General features: G+C 55.9%; 13 protein-coding genes. 5 read left to right on the forward strand and 8 right to left on the reverse strand.

What is annotated here, in order from left to right; translation table 11 throughout:
* Positions 1-28: 28 nt before the first annotated feature.
* Entirely contained in the window at positions 29-1,315 is a 1,287-nt protein-coding gene (locus SH421x_RS18510; protein WP_488851269.1) for a dipeptidase, read from the forward strand.
* A gap of 17 nt (positions 1,316-1,332) precedes the next feature.
* On the opposite strand, the gene SH421x_RS18515 is transcribed toward SH421x_RS18510, so the two are convergent.
* Positions 1,333-2,523 carry a XylR family transcriptional regulator gene (locus SH421x_RS18515; RefSeq protein ID WP_488851271.1) on the reverse strand — a complete coding sequence of 397 codons (1,191 nt, stop codon included), beginning with the start codon at positions 2,521-2,523 and terminating at the stop codon, positions 1,333-1,335.
* Positions 2,524-2,783: 260 nt separating this feature from the next.
* Between SH421x_RS18515 and SH421x_RS18520 the strand changes: the two genes are divergently transcribed.
* Positions 2,784-3,857, forward strand: a complete 1,074-nt coding sequence (locus SH421x_RS18520) for an anhydro-N-acetylmuramic acid kinase (protein ID WP_488856452.1) — start codon at positions 2,784-2,786, stop codon at positions 3,855-3,857.
* Between the two features lie 11 nt (positions 3,858-3,868).
* Here the strand turns inward: SH421x_RS18520 and SH421x_RS18525 are convergent, their stop codons facing one another.
* Both SH421x_RS18525 and murQ read right to left on the reverse strand, forming a co-directional pair.
* Positions 3,869-4,852, reverse strand: a complete 984-nt coding sequence (locus SH421x_RS18525; protein ID WP_488851273.1) for an N-acetylglucosamine kinase — start codon at positions 4,850-4,852, stop codon at positions 3,869-3,871.
* A 42-nt stretch (positions 4,853-4,894) separates the two neighbouring features.
* On the reverse strand, positions 4,895-5,797 hold the full coding sequence (gene murQ, locus SH421x_RS18530; RefSeq protein WP_488851275.1) for an N-acetylmuramic acid 6-phosphate etherase: 903 nt from the start codon (positions 5,795-5,797) through the stop codon (positions 4,895-4,897).
* Between the two features lie 262 nt (positions 5,798-6,059).
* Here murQ and SH421x_RS18535 point away from each other — a divergent pair, with 262 nt between their 5' ends.
* From SH421x_RS18535 to SH421x_RS18545, 3 genes are all read left to right on the forward strand, one after another.
* Positions 6,060-7,565, forward strand: coding sequence for a sodium:solute symporter family transporter (locus SH421x_RS18535; RefSeq protein WP_488851277.1), 1,506 nt, complete (start codon positions 6,060-6,062; stop codon positions 7,563-7,565).
* Positions 7,562-9,865: an exo-beta-N-acetylmuramidase NamZ domain-containing protein gene (locus SH421x_RS18540; protein ID WP_488851279.1), complete on the forward strand. Its 2,304-nt coding sequence runs from the start codon at positions 7,562-7,564 to the stop codon at positions 9,863-9,865. Before SH421x_RS18535 ends, SH421x_RS18540 begins: the two co-directional genes overlap by 4 nt.
* Before the next feature lie 108 nt (positions 9,866-9,973).
* On the forward strand, positions 9,974-10,780 hold the full coding sequence (locus SH421x_RS18545) for a DUF1338 domain-containing protein (protein ID WP_488851281.1): 807 nt from the start codon (positions 9,974-9,976) through the stop codon (positions 10,778-10,780).
* Between the two features lie 22 nt (positions 10,781-10,802).
* On the opposite strand, the gene astB is transcribed toward SH421x_RS18545, so the two are convergent.
* The 5 genes from astB to SH421x_RS18570 all read right to left on the reverse strand — a co-directional run bounded on the left by astB (position 10,803) and on the right by SH421x_RS18570 (position 17,306).
* Complete coding sequence (gene astB, locus SH421x_RS18550; RefSeq protein ID WP_488851283.1) at positions 10,803-12,134, reverse strand: N-succinylarginine dihydrolase; 1,332 nt, start codon at positions 12,132-12,134, stop codon at positions 10,803-10,805.
* Positions 12,131-13,567 carry a succinylglutamate-semialdehyde dehydrogenase gene (locus tag SH421x_RS18555; protein WP_488851285.1) on the reverse strand — a complete coding sequence of 479 codons (1,437 nt, stop codon included), beginning with the start codon at positions 13,565-13,567 and terminating at the stop codon, positions 12,131-12,133. The genes astB and SH421x_RS18555 overlap by 4 nt, the downstream gene beginning before the upstream one ends.
* On the reverse strand, positions 13,567-14,616 hold the full coding sequence (locus SH421x_RS18560; RefSeq protein ID WP_488851287.1) for an arginine N-succinyltransferase: 1,050 nt from the start codon (positions 14,614-14,616) through the stop codon (positions 13,567-13,569). The genes SH421x_RS18555 and SH421x_RS18560 overlap by 1 nt, the downstream gene beginning before the upstream one ends.
* Positions 14,613-16,025 (reverse strand): aminotransferase class III-fold pyridoxal phosphate-dependent enzyme, encoded by a 1,413-nt coding sequence (locus SH421x_RS18565; protein WP_488851289.1) that lies wholly within the window; start codon positions 16,023-16,025, stop codon positions 14,613-14,615. The genes SH421x_RS18560 and SH421x_RS18565 overlap by 4 nt, the downstream gene beginning before the upstream one ends.
* An 84-nt stretch (positions 16,026-16,109) precedes the next feature.
* On the reverse strand, positions 16,110-17,306 hold the full coding sequence (locus tag SH421x_RS18570) for a hydrolase (RefSeq protein WP_488851291.1): 1,197 nt from the start codon (positions 17,304-17,306) through the stop codon (positions 16,110-16,112).
* Positions 17,307-17,444 lie beyond the last annotated feature (138 nt).

Below are 17,444 nucleotides of genomic sequence, written 5' to 3' on the forward strand. Positions count from 1 at the left end.
TAGGCTTTGAACTCAAGAGAATCAAAATATGCAAAAGTTCCAACGATCCTGGCTGGTTATCGCAGGCGCCGCTTTGTGGGCGAGCAGTTCTAGCTTGACGCCAACGCTCCGAGCCGAAGATTCCAGCTTTCAAGCTTCGCCCCCCAAGTCGCGCGACCCGATTGTGTTGACAGACGCGGCGAAGCAGTTGCATCAAGCTTGCTTGCTGATTGATGGGCACAATGATCTGCCGTGGGAGATTCGCACCAAAGGTTCCAGCGACTTCGCGCGGATCGACATCAGTCAGCCGCAACCAAAACTGCATACCGATATCCCTCGGCTGCGCGAAGGAAACGTGGGCGCTCAGTTCTGGTCGGTTTGGGTGCCGGTCCAGACCGGTTACGACGGCACGGCATTGTTAGTCACGCTGGAGCAGATCGAACTGGTCAAAGCGATGATCGCCCGGTATCCCGACGATTTTGAACAAGCGCTGAGCGTGACTGACATCGAACGGATTGAAAAACAAGGGAAGATTGCGTCGCTGATCGGCGTCGAAGGTGGGCACTGCATCGAGGAGTCAATCGGCAACCTGCAGCGTCTGTACGACTTGGGCGCGCGATACATGACGCTGACGCATAACGCGAGCCTCAGTTGGGCCGAATCAGGAACCGGCGACCAAGTGGATGGCGGTCTGACTCCGTTTGGCGTGCATGTCATCGAGACAATGAATCGCTTGGGAATGATGGTCGATCTGTCGCATGTCTCGCCGAAAACAATGCACGCCGCACTCGACGCGACCCAAGCGCCGATCATCTTCTCTCACTCATCCGCAATCGCCGTCGCCAATACGCCGCGCAATGTGCCTGACGATGTTTTAAAGCGTGTCCATGACAATGACGGTATCGTCATGGTCAATTTTTTCTCGGCTTTTGTCGTGCCAAAGTCGGCGGAAATCTGGGAAGCAGGTAAACTGCTCGGGAAAGAATTGGACGAAAAGTACGACAAAGAGGAAGCCGCGTTGCGTTTACAACGCTGGAACAGCCGCAACCCGCTTCCACCTGGCGACATTCATGACTTGCTCGACCATATCGATCACATCTCCAAGGTCGCCGGTTGGCGGCACGTGGGGATTGGCTCTGACTTTGACGGCGTTAGCATGCTGCCGCAAGGATTAGAAGACGTAAGCCGCTATCCCTACATCACCCAAGGCTTGCTCGACCGCGGCTATAACGCCGAACAAATCGAAGGGATCCTGGGAGGTAACTTGCTGCGCGTCATGCGTAAAGTCGAAGAGACGGCCAAGTCCCTTCAGCAAGAAAACGCCGCCGCAAAGTAGCAATTTTCTAATTGGCCTTAATCGGCCAATAGTCGTTTGCGGAAGTTGCGCGGCGTTGTGCCGAAACTTTTCCGAAACGCAATCCCAAAGCGGGTTGCGTTCGAGAATCCGCAGGCCGTCGCGACTTCAGAGATCGACAATTCGCGATTGCCCAGCAGTTCACGACCGCGTTCTAATTGCACGCGGCGGATTTCCTCGGCCGGCGAGCGCCCCAGATAGGATCGAAACTGCATCTCTAGACTACGTCGCGAGATCGGCACTTCGCGAAGTATGTCTTGGACGCTAATGCCGCGCTGCGTATGTTTTTGGATGAAGCGTAGTGCCCTGACGATCGTTGGATCGTCAATCGCCAGCACGTCGGTTGATTGGCGACTGACAACGCCGTGTGGTGCGATGGTGAGCGGCGTAGTCGACGGCGGCTGTCCCTCCATCACCCGATGGATCATCGCGGCCGCCTCGTAGCCGATGCGTTCGCAAGCCAAGGAGATCGAAGAGAGCGGCGGAGTCGAAACTTCGCAAAGCAACTCGTCCGAGTCGCCTGCCAAGATCGCGATTTCGTCGGGCACACGGATCGACGAAAAATGGCAGACCTCGGCCAGCTGTCGTGCGTGATGCGCGTCGACCGCCAAAACGGCGATTGGCCGCGGCAACGAAGTCAACCAACGATTGACGCGGCGTTGTTGCTCGCTCCACTTAATTTTTCGCCCAGCGCGATAGCCCGGCCGATAGGTATGACATTCAAAACCGCGCTGCGCAACGGCTTGTTCAAATTCTTCACAGCGTCGATTGGAATAGCGGTGACTGGGGGGAGCAAAGAACGCGAAATTGGAGAATCCTCGCGAAAGCAGATGCTCGATCGCCAATTCGGCTCGGGCCGCTTCATTGGTCACCACCCGGCCCACGCCGCGGATATCTCCGTAGAGATCGTCGACATTGACCGCCGGCAGCTTCTTTTCGACGATTTGATCGGCTTGCAGCCGGGTCGAAATCCGGGCAATGATGCCGTCCCCCTTCCAACCGTCAGGCAAAGACGATCGCTGCTCATGATCGCGAGGATCGATCAGCAAGTGCCAAGGAGTATGCTTGTCGGCGTAGCTGGCGATCCCCCGAATGACGCGGCGCCCCCAACTGGTCTCGGTCTCGACCAGAACGGCCACTTGGCGAATCTGCAGCTTTTCACCACGTCGATGCGGATCCGATTCGATCAAGGCAACGTTCCAATGGGGTCAGGAACTCGTGAGTCGAGCCAGTTAGCAGGAAGTTATTGTACTCGACTCCTGCTTGGCGTCTGCGCAAATGCGATCTAGAATTCTCTCTATATCACTGCACTTCGGCAAGCAGGCGAAATGCTCGCGGCGATATCGGTTTTGGCGAGCAAGAGCTTTGATGTAAGTTATTGCGTGTAGTGCTGCCGCAGAAGTGATCGATTTCCCGCGTCTAGAAAGCAGCTCGCGCCGTGACCAAGCAAATGCGACATCTTGCGATAGGATTGATGAGCGGCTCATCCGCTGACGGTGTAGATGCCGCGTTGGTCAGCACCGATGGTGAGAGCGATATCGAATTTCATGGCGGTTTAACGCTCCCCTACGGCGAACAACTGCGGCTTCGCCTGCTGGAGGCTTCGCAGCACAACGTCCGCTTGGACGAACTGTTACGTGTCGAACGCGAACTGACGCTCCATCACGTGAAAGCGGTCAAAGCGTTAGAGACGCAATTGGGCGATCTGGCCAAATCAGCCACGCTGATTGGCTTTCATGGACACACTGTTCGCCATCTTCCCGACGAAGGGCTTACCCTGCAGATTGGCAATCCCTGGCTACTAGCCGAAAGCGCCGGCAAACCGGTGGTTTCTGATTTCCGTCGGCACGATATGGCCCGCGGCGGACAAGGGGCTCCGTTCGTCTCTCTGTTTCACCGCGCATTATTTTCTAATCAGTCGGTCCCGGTTGTCGTGCTCAATCTTGGTGGGGTCGCCAACGTCACTTGGCTGGGTACCGGCGGCGAGATCATCGCCGGGGATTCAGGCCCAGGCTGCGGCCTATTGGACGAGTGGGTACAGGAAATGGCGAACCTCAGCCATGACATCGATGGCCGATTGGCGCTGCAAGGGAAAGTTCACGACGACATTGTTCGCGAAGCGCTGGCGGTCGAGTTCTTTCGCAAGCCGCTGCCCAAGTCGGCCGACCGCTATGATTTTGATCATGTGGATGTTTCAGGTCTTAGTGTCGAAGATGGCGCCGCAACTTTGTGTGCCGTTACGGTTCAAGCTATCGGGGGAGCCGTCGCGCGAATGTCGCAAGAACCGGCGACGGTTTGGGTGACCGGCGGAGGCGTGCATCATCCGGTTATCATGAGAATGCTGGCCGAGCGATTTGTGGATGTCCGTTCGATCAGCGATCGCGGGCTCTCGCCTGATACGCTCGAAGCGGAATGCTTCGCTTGGTTGGCGGTTCGACATCAACTCGGCTTGCCGCTCACCATCCCCGAGACAACCGGCTGCTCTCAGCCCACCACCGGCGGCAGCATCACTCCGCTGCCCTAGACATGATTGGGCTACCGCAGCCAATCCAATTCGCTGCCGCTGGTCCCGCGCATCGCCATCGCTAAACAGGCCATCGTGGGGTCGTGTAATTGGTGAAGCTCAAATTGAATCCCTGTGGCGATTAACGATTGCTCCACATGGCTACGAAAATAATCGTCGGCTTGAAATAGTCCACCGGAGAGTGTGATTGGGAGGAAGCCGTCGCCAAGCTGAAGTCGTGCGCACAGTTGTTGAACCAAATCGGCCAGATCACGCGCCGCGTCAGCGACAATCTCAGCGGCGATTACATCGCCGCTGATCGCGACTTCCAGCACGTCCTTCGCTAACCCAGCGACCTCGCTTCGTAGATCCATTGCGAGTGCAAGCTGAGTGCGGATGTCGGTAGCCGTCGCGGACCGGAGATGTTCACAGATCTTCTGCGTCAATCGATCCCCCGCTCGACCACTTTCTAACCGCGTCAATGCATGTCGCAATGCGGATCTCCCGATCGCAAATCCGCTGCCGTCATCCCCGACCAACGGTCCCCAACCGCCGGCGATCGCGATCTGCCCAGTGCTGTTACGACCAATCCCCACCGAACCTGTGCCGGCGATCAAACCGATCGCAATTGGATTCTCGGCGTTTGTTTCTAGCAGCGGCAGCAAGTCTGGAACGACGTCGCACTGCTGGACGACTGCGGCCTCTGTTAGTCGTTTGGCAAGTTCACGACGAATTTCAAGATCCAGCGAGCCTGCGATTGCAAACAGACCACGACGGCAAACTGCGCCGTTTAACCCCGCTGCGGCTGTGGCTTGCGCTGCGCTGCTCAGAATCGCCGCGACAGCCTGATCCATTCCCACGGTGCGCGGATTGCTGCCGGATGCGAGCCCGCGGCCGATAACTTGCAGCTCCCCATCCTGTCCGATGCAGCCGAGATAGCAAGAGGTTTTTGACCCGCCGCCGTCCACACCCAAAAAGTATTCAGGCGGGGCTGGGGTCGCTTCGCTTCCCATCATAGGGACTTTGCTTCCATTGACTTGGGAGACGATGCTCGCCAACTAAGCTTCGCCGGCTTGTTGCAACGCTTGTTTCAAATGCCCGCCAGCAAGCTGCAGCAATTGGCGAGCTTCCTGCGGTGATTTGCCTGCATGGTAAGCTAGAATCGCCGTTTTCACTTCACCGCCGCATTGCTGGAGTAGTTGATCGGCTGCGGCGTCAGTCAGATCGGTCGCCGCTTCGACAATCCGCTTCGCCCTGGCGTTTAACTTGACGTTGGTTGCGCGTAGATCAACCATCAAGTTGCCAAACGTTTTTCCTTGGCGAATCATCGCGCCAGTACTTAGCATGTTTAAAACCATCTTGGTCGCGGTCCCGGCTTTCATACGCGTTGATCCGCTTAAGACCTCTGGTCCAACAACCGGCGTGATCGCCAGGTCGCAATGCGTTGCAATTTCGGCGTGATCATTGCAAGAGAGTCCGATCGTGTACGCGCCAATCTGTCGGGCGTAGTCGAGACCGCCAAGCACATACGGAGTTCGGCCGCTGGTCGCGATTCCGACCACCACATCTTTGTGACTCAGTTCGATCCCCTGCAAATCGTGCACGGCGAGATCTGGCAGATCTTCCGCCCCTTCGACCGCAGTTGTCAGGGCAATTGATCCCCCTGCGATCAGGCCGATCACTTGTTTGGGGTCCGAATTAAACGTCGGCGGGCATTCGGCGGCGTCCAACACGCCTAGCCGCCCCGAGGTGCCGGCGCCAACATATATTAAACGCCCCAGGTCAGAAAAACGACTGGCGATCACATCGATCGCCGCGGCGATCTGCTTCGCTTGCAGACCCACGGCTGCGGCGACGCCTGCATCCTGGCTATTGATTAACTGAACAATTTCGTACGTCGAAAAATCATCCAAAGACTCCGACGCCGGGTTGCTTGCTTCCGTGGTTAAATGCTTTAGCATGCGAGTTTGCGTCTTCGACCGGATGCACGAAATATCAGTATCACAAGTTTAACCGGGAGATTGGAGCGGGGGAAGCTTTCTTGCGCAAAGCGAAGAAAATATTGCGCCTTTGCGTCTAGCGAAACCGATCGATCTATTTAGACTAAAAGTAAATCAAGCTGCATCGATACTTACTTAACATGAAGTTCTCAAACTTGTCCTTGCCAGCGACTTGGATCGGCGCCAACCGATCAAAGATTTCGCCCAGTCCCTGAATGACCGCATGATCTTTGTTGCGTCACTAGCAATTTCTCCTGTCGATCTCGGGATTATCGCCTGTTACGTCCTGGCCACAACCTTGTTTGGCGTTTGGCTCGGTCGCGGACAGCATTCGACCCAAGATTTCTTTTTAGGATCGCGTGATTTGCCGTCATGGGCGTTGCTCCTCTCGATTGTCGCAACCGAAACCAGCACCGTCACCTTTCTAAGCGTGCCCGGCAAAGCGTTTGTGCCGGGAGGTAATTTCAGCTTTCTGCAATTGGCGATCGGCTACATCATTGGTCGTATTGCCGTCCTCATGTTCTTGCTTCCCCTCTATTTTCGTCATGAAAATTCGACTGCATATGCGGTCCTACAGCGAAACTTTGGAAGCTCGACCCGCAAATTGGCTTCCCTGTTTTTTCTGGTCGCGCGAACCCTCGGGGATGGGCTACGATTGTTTCTGACCGCGCTTGCGCTGCAACAAATTGTCGACCTGCCGTTTGAAGTCAGCGTCATCATCTTGGCGGTTGCGACGGCCGTATACGCGTTATTTGGTGGTGTTCGCTCCGTCGTTTGGAACGACTGTTTGCAGTTCGCCGTTTATATGAGCGGCGCGTTGATTGTGGTTTACGTGATCTTGTCGCGGCTTCCCGGAGGCGTCCAACAATACCTGCAATTCGCTACCGATACAGGACGCTTGCAGTTGTTTGATTTTGAATTTTTGCCCGCCGATGGTCATTTAACGTTGTGGGCCGGAGTCTTTGGAGGCGCCGTGCTCAGCCTTGCTACGCATGGCGCCGATCAATTGATCGTCCAGCGGTACCTGTGCGCCAAAAATCAACGTTCAGCCGGTTGGGCGCTCTTTTGGAGCGGCCCCATTGTCTTTCTGCAATTTGCCCTATTTTTGGCGATCGGCGTCGGTTTGGCTTGCTACTTCACACAGTTCGAGCCCCACAATCTCGCACTCCGCGGTGATCAGGCGTTCGCGCGGTTTATCGTTGACAACTTGCCGATCGGCATTCGTGGAATCATCCTCGCTGCAGTATTCGCGGCCGCGATGTCAACCTTATCTAGCTCGGTAAATTCTTCGGCCAGTTCGCTACTTGACGACCTAGGAGGAGACGCTTGGCAAAGTCTGCCCGACGGTCGGCGTCTTCTCATGGGTCGCATCTTCACGGTCTTGTTTACAATTCTGCAAGCCGGAGTGGCGATTGGCGCCTATCATTTAGCATTAGGAGAATCTGTCGTTGATCAGGCGCTAGCGATCGCCGGATTCTCGGCCGGGCTGCTCTTGGGTTTGTTTTTTGTCGCGATCACCATCGGCAAAATTCCAAGTTGGCAAGCCAATACCGCTTTGATCACCGGCGCCGTGATGATTCTTACCGTCAAATATACAACCGGTGTCAGCGGATATTGGTTTTCGGTGATCGCTGCAACCAGCACTTTTTGTGTGGCGATATTTTTGTGGAAGCTTGTACCCAGCGAAACCTCTGCGCCACAACAAACTCCTGTCGAGGATCACTCATGAATCATCGTTTGTTTATTTGGACCGCGATTCTGGTCGCAATCCCTGCTGCTGCGATGGCAGATTTGCCCACGGCGACTCCCACCGAAGTTGGCATGCAGGCCAACTTTGGCGCCGACATCGAGCGTCAGGTCGAAGCGGCCCTCGCCGAAAAGAAGATGCCTGGCTGCGTGGTGCTGATCGCGCGACGCGGCAAGATCGTCTTCAAACAAGCTTTTGGCAATCGCCAGATCGAACCGACGATCGAACCGATGACGACCGACACGCTGTTTGACATGGCGTCGATCACCAAATCGATCGTCACCGCCACCAGCATCATGCAATTGGTCGAGCGCGGTGACGTACGACTCGGTGAAAAGGTCTCGACCTACTTGCCAGAGTTTCGTGGAAATGGCAAAGAGGAAATCACGGTCGAACAATTAATGATCCATGTCAGCGGACTGACGCCCGACAATGCGCTGTCCGACTACAAAAATGGCTGGCCCGACGCCTATCGGCAGATTTGCGAGCTGAAATTGCTTTCGCCTCCCGGCGACAAATTTCGGTATTCTGACGTTGGTTTTCTGTTGCTCGGCGAAATCGTCGCGCGGGTCAGCGGCCAAACATTGGACCAGTACGCGCAGCAGCATATCTTTGAGCCGCTCGGGATGAAAAACAGCGGCTACAATCCGCCCGCCGAACGGGGCCAGCATGCGGCCACCACCCAAAAAGTCGGCGACAAATGGCTACGGGGCGAAGTGCATGATCCCCGCGCCAGCGCCATGGGCGGAGTCGCTGGGCACGCCGGCTTGTTTAGCACCGCGGACGATGTCGCGATCTACGCTCAGGCAATGCTAGACTCGCGAAGTAAAAGCGAGAAACCGTTGCTGCAGCCGAACACTTTGCAAGAGATGACACGTCCCCGCGACGCCGTTGGCAATCTTCGCGGGCTCGGTTGGGACAAACAAAGCGGCTACTCGCGTAATCGCGGCGAGTTGATGACACCGTCCGCCTACGGACATGGAGGCTTCACCGGCACGTCGCTGTGGATCGATCCCGATCTCGATTTAATCGTCCTGTTTCTTTCCAATCGGGTCCATCCTGATGGCAAAGGCTCGGTCAATGATCTGGCGGGAAAAATCGGCACGATCGCCAGCGCCGCTTGCGTGACTCCCGCAGCGTCGGCTTCACCGCTTCCCACCAAGTTGGGAATTGACGTTTTGGCGGATGACCAGTTCGCGGCGCTGAAAGGACGCAAAGTGGGATTGATCGCCAACCATACGAGTCGGACAAAAGAGGGAACTTCGACAGCCGAACTATTAGCCAAAGCGCCCGATGTAAAGCTGGTCGCGATCTTTAGTCCCGAACATGGTCTGACCGGCACGTTTGATCAATCCGAGATCGGCGACTCGGTCGATCCCACCACCGGCGTTCCTGTACGCAGCTTGTACGGAAAAACACGCAAGCCGACACCGGAGCAACTGGCAGGGGTCGACACGCTGGTCTTTGACATCCAGGACATCGGCTGTCGATTTTACACCTATATCTCGACGATGGGCTTGGCGATGGAAGCGGCAGCCGAAAACAACATTCGGTTTGTCGTGCTCGATCGCCCCAACCCGATCGGCGGTCAGTTAATGGAAGGCCCATTGCTCGATGATGAAGCACGTTCCTTCGTCGGCTTCCATTCGATTCCGGTTCGTCATGGGATGACGATCGGTGAGCTCGCGTTGATGCTCAAAGCCGAACGTCAACTGAAAACTGACTTGTCGATCATTACGATGGAAGATTGGCGCCGCGATGATCTGCTGTTTGACACCGGCCTGCCATGGCGAAACACCTCACCAAATATGCGTTCGTTGACCCAGGCGCTCCTCTACCCTGGGATTGGCCTGCTGGAGACGACCAACATTTCGGTCGGACGAGGGACTGACACCCCTTTTGAACTGATCGGCGCTCCGTGGATTGATGGGGCCCAGTTGGCGAAAGCGATCGAAGCGTATCATCCGCCAGGTGTTCGCGTAGTGGGGATCGAGTTCACGCCAACCAGCAGCAAGCACGAGTCGAAAACGTGCGGCGGAGTCAATTTCATTATCACCGATTGGCGCACCTTCCGTCCGCTCCATCTGGTTTGGGCGACTGCCGCAGCGCTCCAGAAGTTGTATCCCGAGGCTTGGGAGACGAAGCAAATGCCGGTTCTGCTCGGCAATGCCGCCGTTCTCAAGCAGATCGTCAACGGAGACTCTCCAGAGCAGATCCAGCAATCGTATCAGTCGGCGCTGGATGACTTTGCGCGACGACGCGAGCCATTCTTGCTGTACTAACCCGGCAAGTTTTCGCTAGCATATTCGCCGCATTTGGCTCTATTGCGTACAATTAGGAAGATCCATTTCCAGCTGATTCTCTTTCTGCCTTGCACGCGGAGATATCGCATGTCGATGCCCATTTCTGAATTGATCGAACAACTTTGGGTTAAATTTCGACAAATGAACCCTCAAGCAGGTCAAATCGTCGATCTGCTTGCGCAGCGCGGTGATCTCTTACACAACGATCACATCGCGTTTCGTACGTTCAACGATCCGCGAATCGGCCTTACACGTCTGGCCGAGCCGTTTGTGGCCGGCGGCTATGTCGCCGCGGATGAGTATCACTTTGCCGAAAAGAAGCTCTACGCACAACATTTTGAGCATCCCGATCCCCAGCTTCCCAAGATTTTCATTAGTGAGTTGTTGCTAGAAAAGTTTGAGCTGCCGCTACGTCAAACGGTCGACAAACTAATCGAACAATTCGATCTCACTTCGATCGACCAGGACCATCCCCTGTGCTGCGCCGGTCAACCTTGGCAGGTTTCGTACGAAGTCTGGAAGTCGCTGCGCGATCAAAGTGAGTACGCCGCGTGGCTGGCCGCCCATGGTTATTGCGCCAACCACTTTACCGTTTTCGTCAATTCGCTGCAGTCGGTCGCATCGCTGGAAGAACTGAATGCGTTGCTAGTCGAGCAAGGATTTCAACTCAACAACGAAGGAGGAGCGATCAAAGGTTCTCCTGGTGACTTCCTCGAACAATCGTCGACGCAAGCCTCGACGGTCGATGTCAAGTTTACCGATGGGATTCATTCCGTACCGGGTTGCTACTTTGAGTTCGCTCAACGTTATCCGTTGCCTAACGGCAAACTGTTCTCCGGATTCGTCGCCAAAAGCGCTGACAAAATATTTCAAAGTACCGACAGTCGGAGTTGAGCGGCAAAAGTCGGATTGCTAGTTAAGCCGTGGGCAACAACCGTTCGTTCCCTAAGATACGCCCCAGTTCGTCAAACGCAAGCTCCACTTCATCTACCAATCCGGGATCGGCCAAGTCGGCGATCCTCAGCTGGTCTCGATAGTGCGTGATAATCCAGGCCTGTAAACGCTGGTGCAATTGCGGTGTCCAGAGTAGCCCTGGGGGAACCGCGGCCAACTGCGCGGCTGTCATCACCACGCGCAATCGTAAACAGGCCGGACCACCGCCGTTGTGCATGCTTTGGCGAACGTCGACAAACTCACATCGCTCGATCGGATTCTCCTCAGCCAAGAGACGATCAATAACCCGCTGCACTGCAGCGCTGCGTTGACACTCTAGCGGACAGACAAGCGTCATTTCTCCTAAGGTAGTCGTTAGCAGTTGGCTGTTAAAGAAATAAGTCTGCACCGCTTCTGTCAGCGGCAAATCTCGCTCCAAGATTTCCAAAGTGGTTAAACCACCGCCAAGTCTGCGCGCTAGTTCGCTGTTGACTGTCGCCTGATCGGCAAAAGCTTTCTCATGGACCAGATGAACCATCTCATTGCCCACGGCGATGACATCGTTATGAAAAACGCCAGCGTCGATTGCTAGACGGCTTTGCCGAGCAAAGAGGGTCCTCTGTGGCGAAAGCCCATGCATCTCCGCGATCCGCTCAGAAGCTTGCCGGGTTTGTCGAGCCGGAAATCGCGTCGTCGCACTCTGCGAGTCTTCACTGCTACGACCATAAACAAAGAGTTCGACTCCAGGCTGGTCGTATCCGGGACAAAATCGCGTATGATTCGCGGCGCCTTCATCGCTGTATTCCAACTGATCTGGCGACGGGTCATGCACCGCAAAATGTCGCTGGTCGGCAAAGATCTCCCGCAACAGTTTCGTCGTCTGCTCTGTCTCAAGCTTCCGATGCGGCATACTGATCAGGTTGGCCGGGGTCAGATGAAGTCTTCCATCCGCCGTATCACTGCTAGGGGAAACCGTCGCCGCATTTGCAGCCCACATGGCCGAGGCGCTATAGGCGATACTCAATAGCTCTGGCCGCTGTCGCGCGACCGCGTCAATCACATGCTGCGGCTCGCCGGTGAAACCTTGCTCGCGCAGGAACTTCCAAGCTGGACGTTGTTGCGGCGGAAAGATCGCTTGCACCACGCCCATTTCTGCGACCAGCTTCATCTTCTCTAGTCCCTCTAGCGCCGCTCGCCGCGGAGAGGAACTTTGATGGCCATGAGCAAGCGAGGCTAGATTGCCGACCGACAATCCGCCAAAGTGATGCGTAGGCCCCAATAATCCGTCGAAGTTAACTTCGCGCGTCCCGCTCAACGCTCGCTCCCGGCCTGCGGAACTGCCGGCTCAAGCCCCGCTACCGGCACGCTACAAAAATCGGTCGCAAAGTAGCCAGCCGGCCGATAGTTGCCGCTTTGTCCAATCCCGCCAAACGGCAGGCGGCCGCTGGCTCCGGTGGTCGGTAGATTCCAATTCACCAGGCCGGCTTTCACGGCATTGCGGAAACGTTCAAAGTCACCTCGATCCCCTCCCAGTAGCCCTGCGACCAAGCCGAAACGAGTCTGGTTCGCTTCGTGAATCGCAGCCGCAAAATCGTCGACTCGCACTACCTGTAGCAGCGGCCCAAACAGTTCTTCATCCGATCTTGATCCGCATGTCGTGACGTCGATCAAACCGGGCGAAAGAAACGCCGCACCTTGGGGCATCCGTCGACTCTCCAAAATCGGCACGCCGCCCCCTGCGAGCAAACGCTGCTGGTCGATCAAGATTCGATCCACCGCGGCGGCGTGAATCAACGGCCCCATAAAAGGTTCTGGCGTCGCATCGGCTGCGCCAACCACCAACTGCGCAGTCTGCGTTTGCAACTGTTGCAAAAACGCGCCGCACTCGCCCACCAGGATCAAACGTCGTGCGCAGGTGCAGCGCTGACCCGAAGTCAGAAACGCCGATTGAATCACCTGATCGAGCATCGCCAGATTCTGGTCTGGCTCAAGCACGACCAGCGGGTTGTTCCCCCCCAACTCAAGCGCCAACAACACTTCGGGGCGATGCACCAGCGTTTCACGCAGTTTTAATCCGGTCGCTAAGCTACCGGTAAAGTAGAGTCCGCGTAGATCGGCGTGCTGTGCAATCCAACGTCCTGTCGCTGCGCCTCCTTGCAGCAACTGCAAGACGCCGGAAGGCAAGCCGGCGTCAATCCACAACTTGGTCGTCAGCTCTGCAACGTGAGGAGTCAGCTCGCTCGGCTTGAAAAGAACGCAATTGCCGGCCAGCAGGGCCGGTACAATTTGTCCATTTGCGATATGAGCCGGAAAATTAAAAGGCCCCAAGACGGCGACCACGCCCAAAGGACGATACCAGGTATGTCCGATGCGTCCTTTCAGGTCCGAAGTCTCGTCAGGGCGCCGTCGCTGTTGCGCCTCAATCGTGATTTCAATTTTGCCGATGACTGCGTCTACTTCTGTCGCTGCATCCCACCGTGGCTTCCCCATTTCGGCCGAGATCGCCTGAGCCAGCGGATCACGATGGGCGCGAACCGCAGCGGCGAACGACCGCAGCAAACTGGCCCGTTCTTCCCCAGGCAGCGAGCTCCAACCGACCTGCGCCGCAGTGGCAGCGTCAAAAGCATCATCTACATCGGCGTCGTTCGCGGCGTTGCCTTGCCAGACAACTTGTGCGTTAGCCGGATTTTGCGAAGTGAACGGTTCGCCGTGCCCAGCGCGCCATTGTCCATCGATGTAGAGCATCATTAGCCCTCCGCTCTGAGATCAACGTAGCGCAACGAATCGCCCAGTTGCACTTGTAACGCAGCGGCCAACGCTTGGTCGATTACGAGTCCATCTTCTCGCTCTCGCAGCAGACCACCTGCTGCGCGAAAAGACGAGCCGACTGTCACGACAATACACTTACGAAACGCGCCTAGTCCTGCGGCCGGTGCTTCAATTTCGGCGATCACGTCCACACGGCTCTCGCGAATCGCGCGAATCTCTTCTCGCTTGCATTGTAAGATCGGCCCTGCTTCAAAGATGTCGACCAGATCACGCAAGCGCAAACCCTCACTCTCTAACAAACGTCGCGCAGGAGCCGTCAGCCGATGGACTTCACCTATCGATGCTTGCGCTTCCTGCGGCAGCAGCGCAACGTAGATCGGGTGCCGCGGCATTAACTTCTCAATAAACTCTTTGTTATAGAGACTCAGCATGTCCGCGTTGGGAAAATCGATCCCAAAGAAGTGCTGTCCCAGCGCGTCCCAAAAAGGACTGTTCCCCTGTTCGTCAATTACTCCCCGCATCTCGGCGATCACTTCCGATTCAAACAATCCAGGAAAGTTCGCCATGAACAAAAACCGGCAGAGAGACAGAACGCGTCCGGTTCCCCCGCCTCGATGATCGCTCCGCAGAAACAAACTGCCGATCTCAGTCGGGCCGTCATGTTCGCGTAGCAGATAGAGGACTTGATGCTCGTAGCGCAGTTGGAGCGTTTCAGATGCGTGTACGTCGGTTCGTAATTGATAAGCGTAGAAAGGCTTGAAGCCGCCTACTTTCGGCACGATCCCGCAAGTACCGATGATTTGCCGCGAGTGCGTTTCTTCCATCACAAACAAAAATAGTTCGTGTTGCACCGAGTCATCGTTGATCTCAGCAAACGAGCGAACACTTTGCCGTAGCCGTTTTTCCATCAGCGCGGGATCACGCGGCAGCGTGGTGAGCCCCATCGAGGTGAGTTGCGCCAAGTCATTCAATTGCGCAAGATCTTCGATCTGCACCGGGCGAACAACAAGTTGCGGGGCTTCGCTCATACGCTACTCCCAGGTTGCTCGCCAGCGAGTCGCAACAGCGTTTGTTCGAGAATGTCGCAGACCGCAGCGATCTCTTCGTCGGTGACTGCCAACAGCGAAGGCAAAAATCGAATTCTGGTCGGTTCAGAGCCTGCCGCAAATCCGATCACTCCGGCCGAGAAGAGTTCAAACAGCACTTTTTTCGCCATGGCCGCCGAGCCATCCAACGCGGTAAACGCAACCATGCCGCCCACGCCCCAAGGACCGTGAATGACCGCTGGGTGTCGTTGTTGAAGTTGCTCAAACCGAGCGCAGAAATGTCGATGGACTTGCGCATTTCGCCCCTCCGGTCCGTAATATCCACCGGTGGCAAGTTGATTCAGGATGTAGCTGGCCGCCAATAGCGCGGTGGTCGAAGAGGTAAAAGTTTGGCTCAACAGTCCAGGCTGCGGATTCATCTTTTCACCAAACAGCGTTGCGCATACTTGCGTCATTTTCCCCACGGTCACAATGTCGGCGTACTCGTCGAGCTGCAACATTTGATAGGCCAGCGGGGCCAACGTGCGACCGAAAGTTTGAATCTCGTCAAAGAAGATCGGCACTTCGGCCCGGCGTAACTCTTGACAGAGGGCCGCAAAAAATTCTCGCGGCGCGGTCCGATACCCCCCCTCCCCTTGCACCAGTTCCATGATAAAACCGCAGTGGGCATGGGGATGTCGGGCGAGTTGCGCCCGTAACGCCGACAGGGCCGCCTGCTGACTTGCCGCTGGCTGTGCCGGATCATAGAACGGCACAAAGTCGACCGGAACCGTCTCCGGCAGTCCCGCTCGATACTGCGGGCGATCGGTCACCTGCGACAACACCATCGATCGGCCAGCAAACGCATGATCGAACGCCAAAATTCGCTGAGATCCGGTGCGGTATTGAAACAAGATTTTCAGCGCGTTCTCATTCGCCATCGCGCCGCTGGAAGTCAAAAAGCAATGCTCGATTTTCGCCCCTTGCAGACTGGCCAGCTTCACCAGTTGGCGACTTACTTCTAGCGACTCCCGATTTTGCTGAAGATTCCCCTGCATCACGGTATCTTCTAGTGCTGCGTCGATCAGTATTTCGAGCAACTGCGGGTGGCTATGCCCGCAGACATGCACGCCGATTCCCGAGATCATATCGTACTTGACGCTACCATCGGCCAATTCGACCAAACTGCCGCGTCCGATCCCGCTACCCAAGAAGGGAAAGTAGAGCGCATTGCCTCGCAATGCGGCGAATTGCTCCAACGCCTGTTGGTAGCTTGCTTGTAGGCCCGGTTGTGGATCACGGTGAGAGAGTAAGCCTGAATGCTCGGCCAGCGTCTCGCGCAACAACTGCTTTGCCTGAGCAACTCTCGGATCGGATCGTAAACACTCCGCACTCAACTTCGGCTGGTCCATACCTTGATCTCCCGTGCGTTGACTACTTTACTATTATAGGCCTTAACTCTGCAAAGTAGTGAGATCGTCTGCTACCGAAGTTCGCTATTTTCCTGCGCGACTCTTGGTAATTAGTAAACTTGCCGATAATTTCGCGCGTTCAGTCAAGCTTTCGCGCCACATGAATTCGGCGTGCGAATGAATGTTTCCGCCGCGCACGCCCAACGTGTCAACATTGGGAACGCCGAGCGCCGTCAACCGATTGCCGTCGCAAACTCCGCCGGAGGTCTCCCAATGCAAGTCAAGCCCCAATGGCAAACCACACGCGCGAATCTGGGCGAGCAAATCTTCATGCTGGGCATCCAGCAACTTGGGAGGCGCCGAAAATCGACCATGCAGCGTGAGCGTGATTCCTGTCTCGGAGTGAGACAAAATATCTAACAACGCCGCCGTAATCTCCGGTTCGAACTCAGGCAGCGGATAGCGAATGTTAAAGCGGACGATCGCCGTATCGGGTACGACGTTGTAGGGAGAGCCTCCATCAATCCGAGCTACGTTAAACGTCACGCCGGGCCAGCGTCCATTGAGTTGATGCAAAGCTTGAGCGACAGCAGCGGCCGCGACCATTGCGTTGCGTCCCACAGCAAACTCGCGCCCGGCATGTGCGGACTTTCCCCGTGCGACTATCGAAAAATTACCCGAACCCCCGCGCTGACCAACGAGATTGCCATTGGGCAAGCTCGGTTCGTACAACAGCCCAAAGTTGGCGCCAGCTGCGTATTTGGCGAAGACCTCGGCGGAGGAGGGAGAACCAATCTCTTCGTCACTGTTCAAGATTACGCGCCAGCCAAGCGAATGATCGCCGCTCGCGAGGACGTAACGCTCGAATGCTTGCAGCGCATAAAGCAAAACGACCAAGCCTCCCTTGGCGTCCGCGACGCCGGGACCGGTGATTTTAGCTGCCGAGCGATGAACGGTTTGAAACGCCGAATCGGTAGGATAGACCGTATCGAGATGGATCGCCAAAACTGCCTGAAGCGGAGCATCGCTACGACGCGTCATCACCAGCGTGTCCCCTAGCGGCAGCGAGATCGCTTCGCCCTGTGAGTTCACTTCGGTATGTCTAGCCAGAGGAACGCGATGAATGTCGTCGGCCAGCGGTTCAAACTGCGCGACGACTTTTTCTGTCAGCCGCGCTAGCCCAGCAAGATGGAATGTCCCGCTATTGATCGATGACCAATCGATGAGCAGATCTTCCATGGCTGTCTGCTGCAAATCAATCCAACCAAGTACTGCATCCATCTCAGTAATTCCTGTGCGATCAGCATTCCACCCCTAATTATAGCACGCAGGAAAAAACAGTCCCTTTGGGGAAACAATGGTCGTAAACGCAGAGAAGTTCATTATTACAAAAATATTGACGTGACTCCTTCGAACGGA

This window comes from Blastopirellula sp. SH421, from assembly GCF_057808535.1.

Coding starts and splice junctions, on each gene's coding strand:
- SH421x_RS18525 (WP_488851273.1), bottom strand. CDS start 4,852: ATGATGGGAAGCGAAGCGACCCCAGCCCCGCCTGAATACTTTTTGGGT.
- SH421x_RS18510 (WP_488851269.1), top strand. CDS start 29: ATGCAAAAGTTCCAACGATCCTGGCTGGTTATCGCAGGCGCCGCTTTG.
- SH421x_RS18565 (WP_488851289.1), bottom strand. CDS start 16,025: ATGGACCAGCCGAAGTTGAGTGCGGAGTGTTTACGATCCGATCCGAGA.
- SH421x_RS18555 (WP_488851285.1), bottom strand. CDS start 13,567: ATGATGCTCTACATCGATGGACAATGGCGCGCTGGGCACGGCGAACCG.
- SH421x_RS18540 (WP_488851279.1), top strand. CDS start 7,562: ATGAATCATCGTTTGTTTATTTGGACCGCGATTCTGGTCGCAATCCCT.
- SH421x_RS18570 (WP_488851291.1), bottom strand. CDS start 17,306: ATGGATGCAGTACTTGGTTGGATTGATTTGCAGCAGACAGCCATGGAA.
- SH421x_RS18560 (WP_488851287.1), bottom strand. CDS start 14,616: ATGAGCGAAGCCCCGCAACTTGTTGTTCGCCCGGTGCAGATCGAAGAT.
- SH421x_RS18520 (WP_488856452.1), top strand. CDS start 2,784: ATGCGACATCTTGCGATAGGATTGATGAGCGGCTCATCCGCTGACGGT.
- murQ (WP_488851275.1), bottom strand. CDS start 5,797: ATGCTAAAGCATTTAACCACGGAAGCAAGCAACCCGGCGTCGGAGTCT.
- SH421x_RS18545 (WP_488851281.1), top strand. CDS start 9,974: ATGTCGATGCCCATTTCTGAATTGATCGAACAACTTTGGGTTAAATTT.
- SH421x_RS18535 (WP_488851277.1), top strand. CDS start 6,060: ATGATCTTTGTTGCGTCACTAGCAATTTCTCCTGTCGATCTCGGGATT.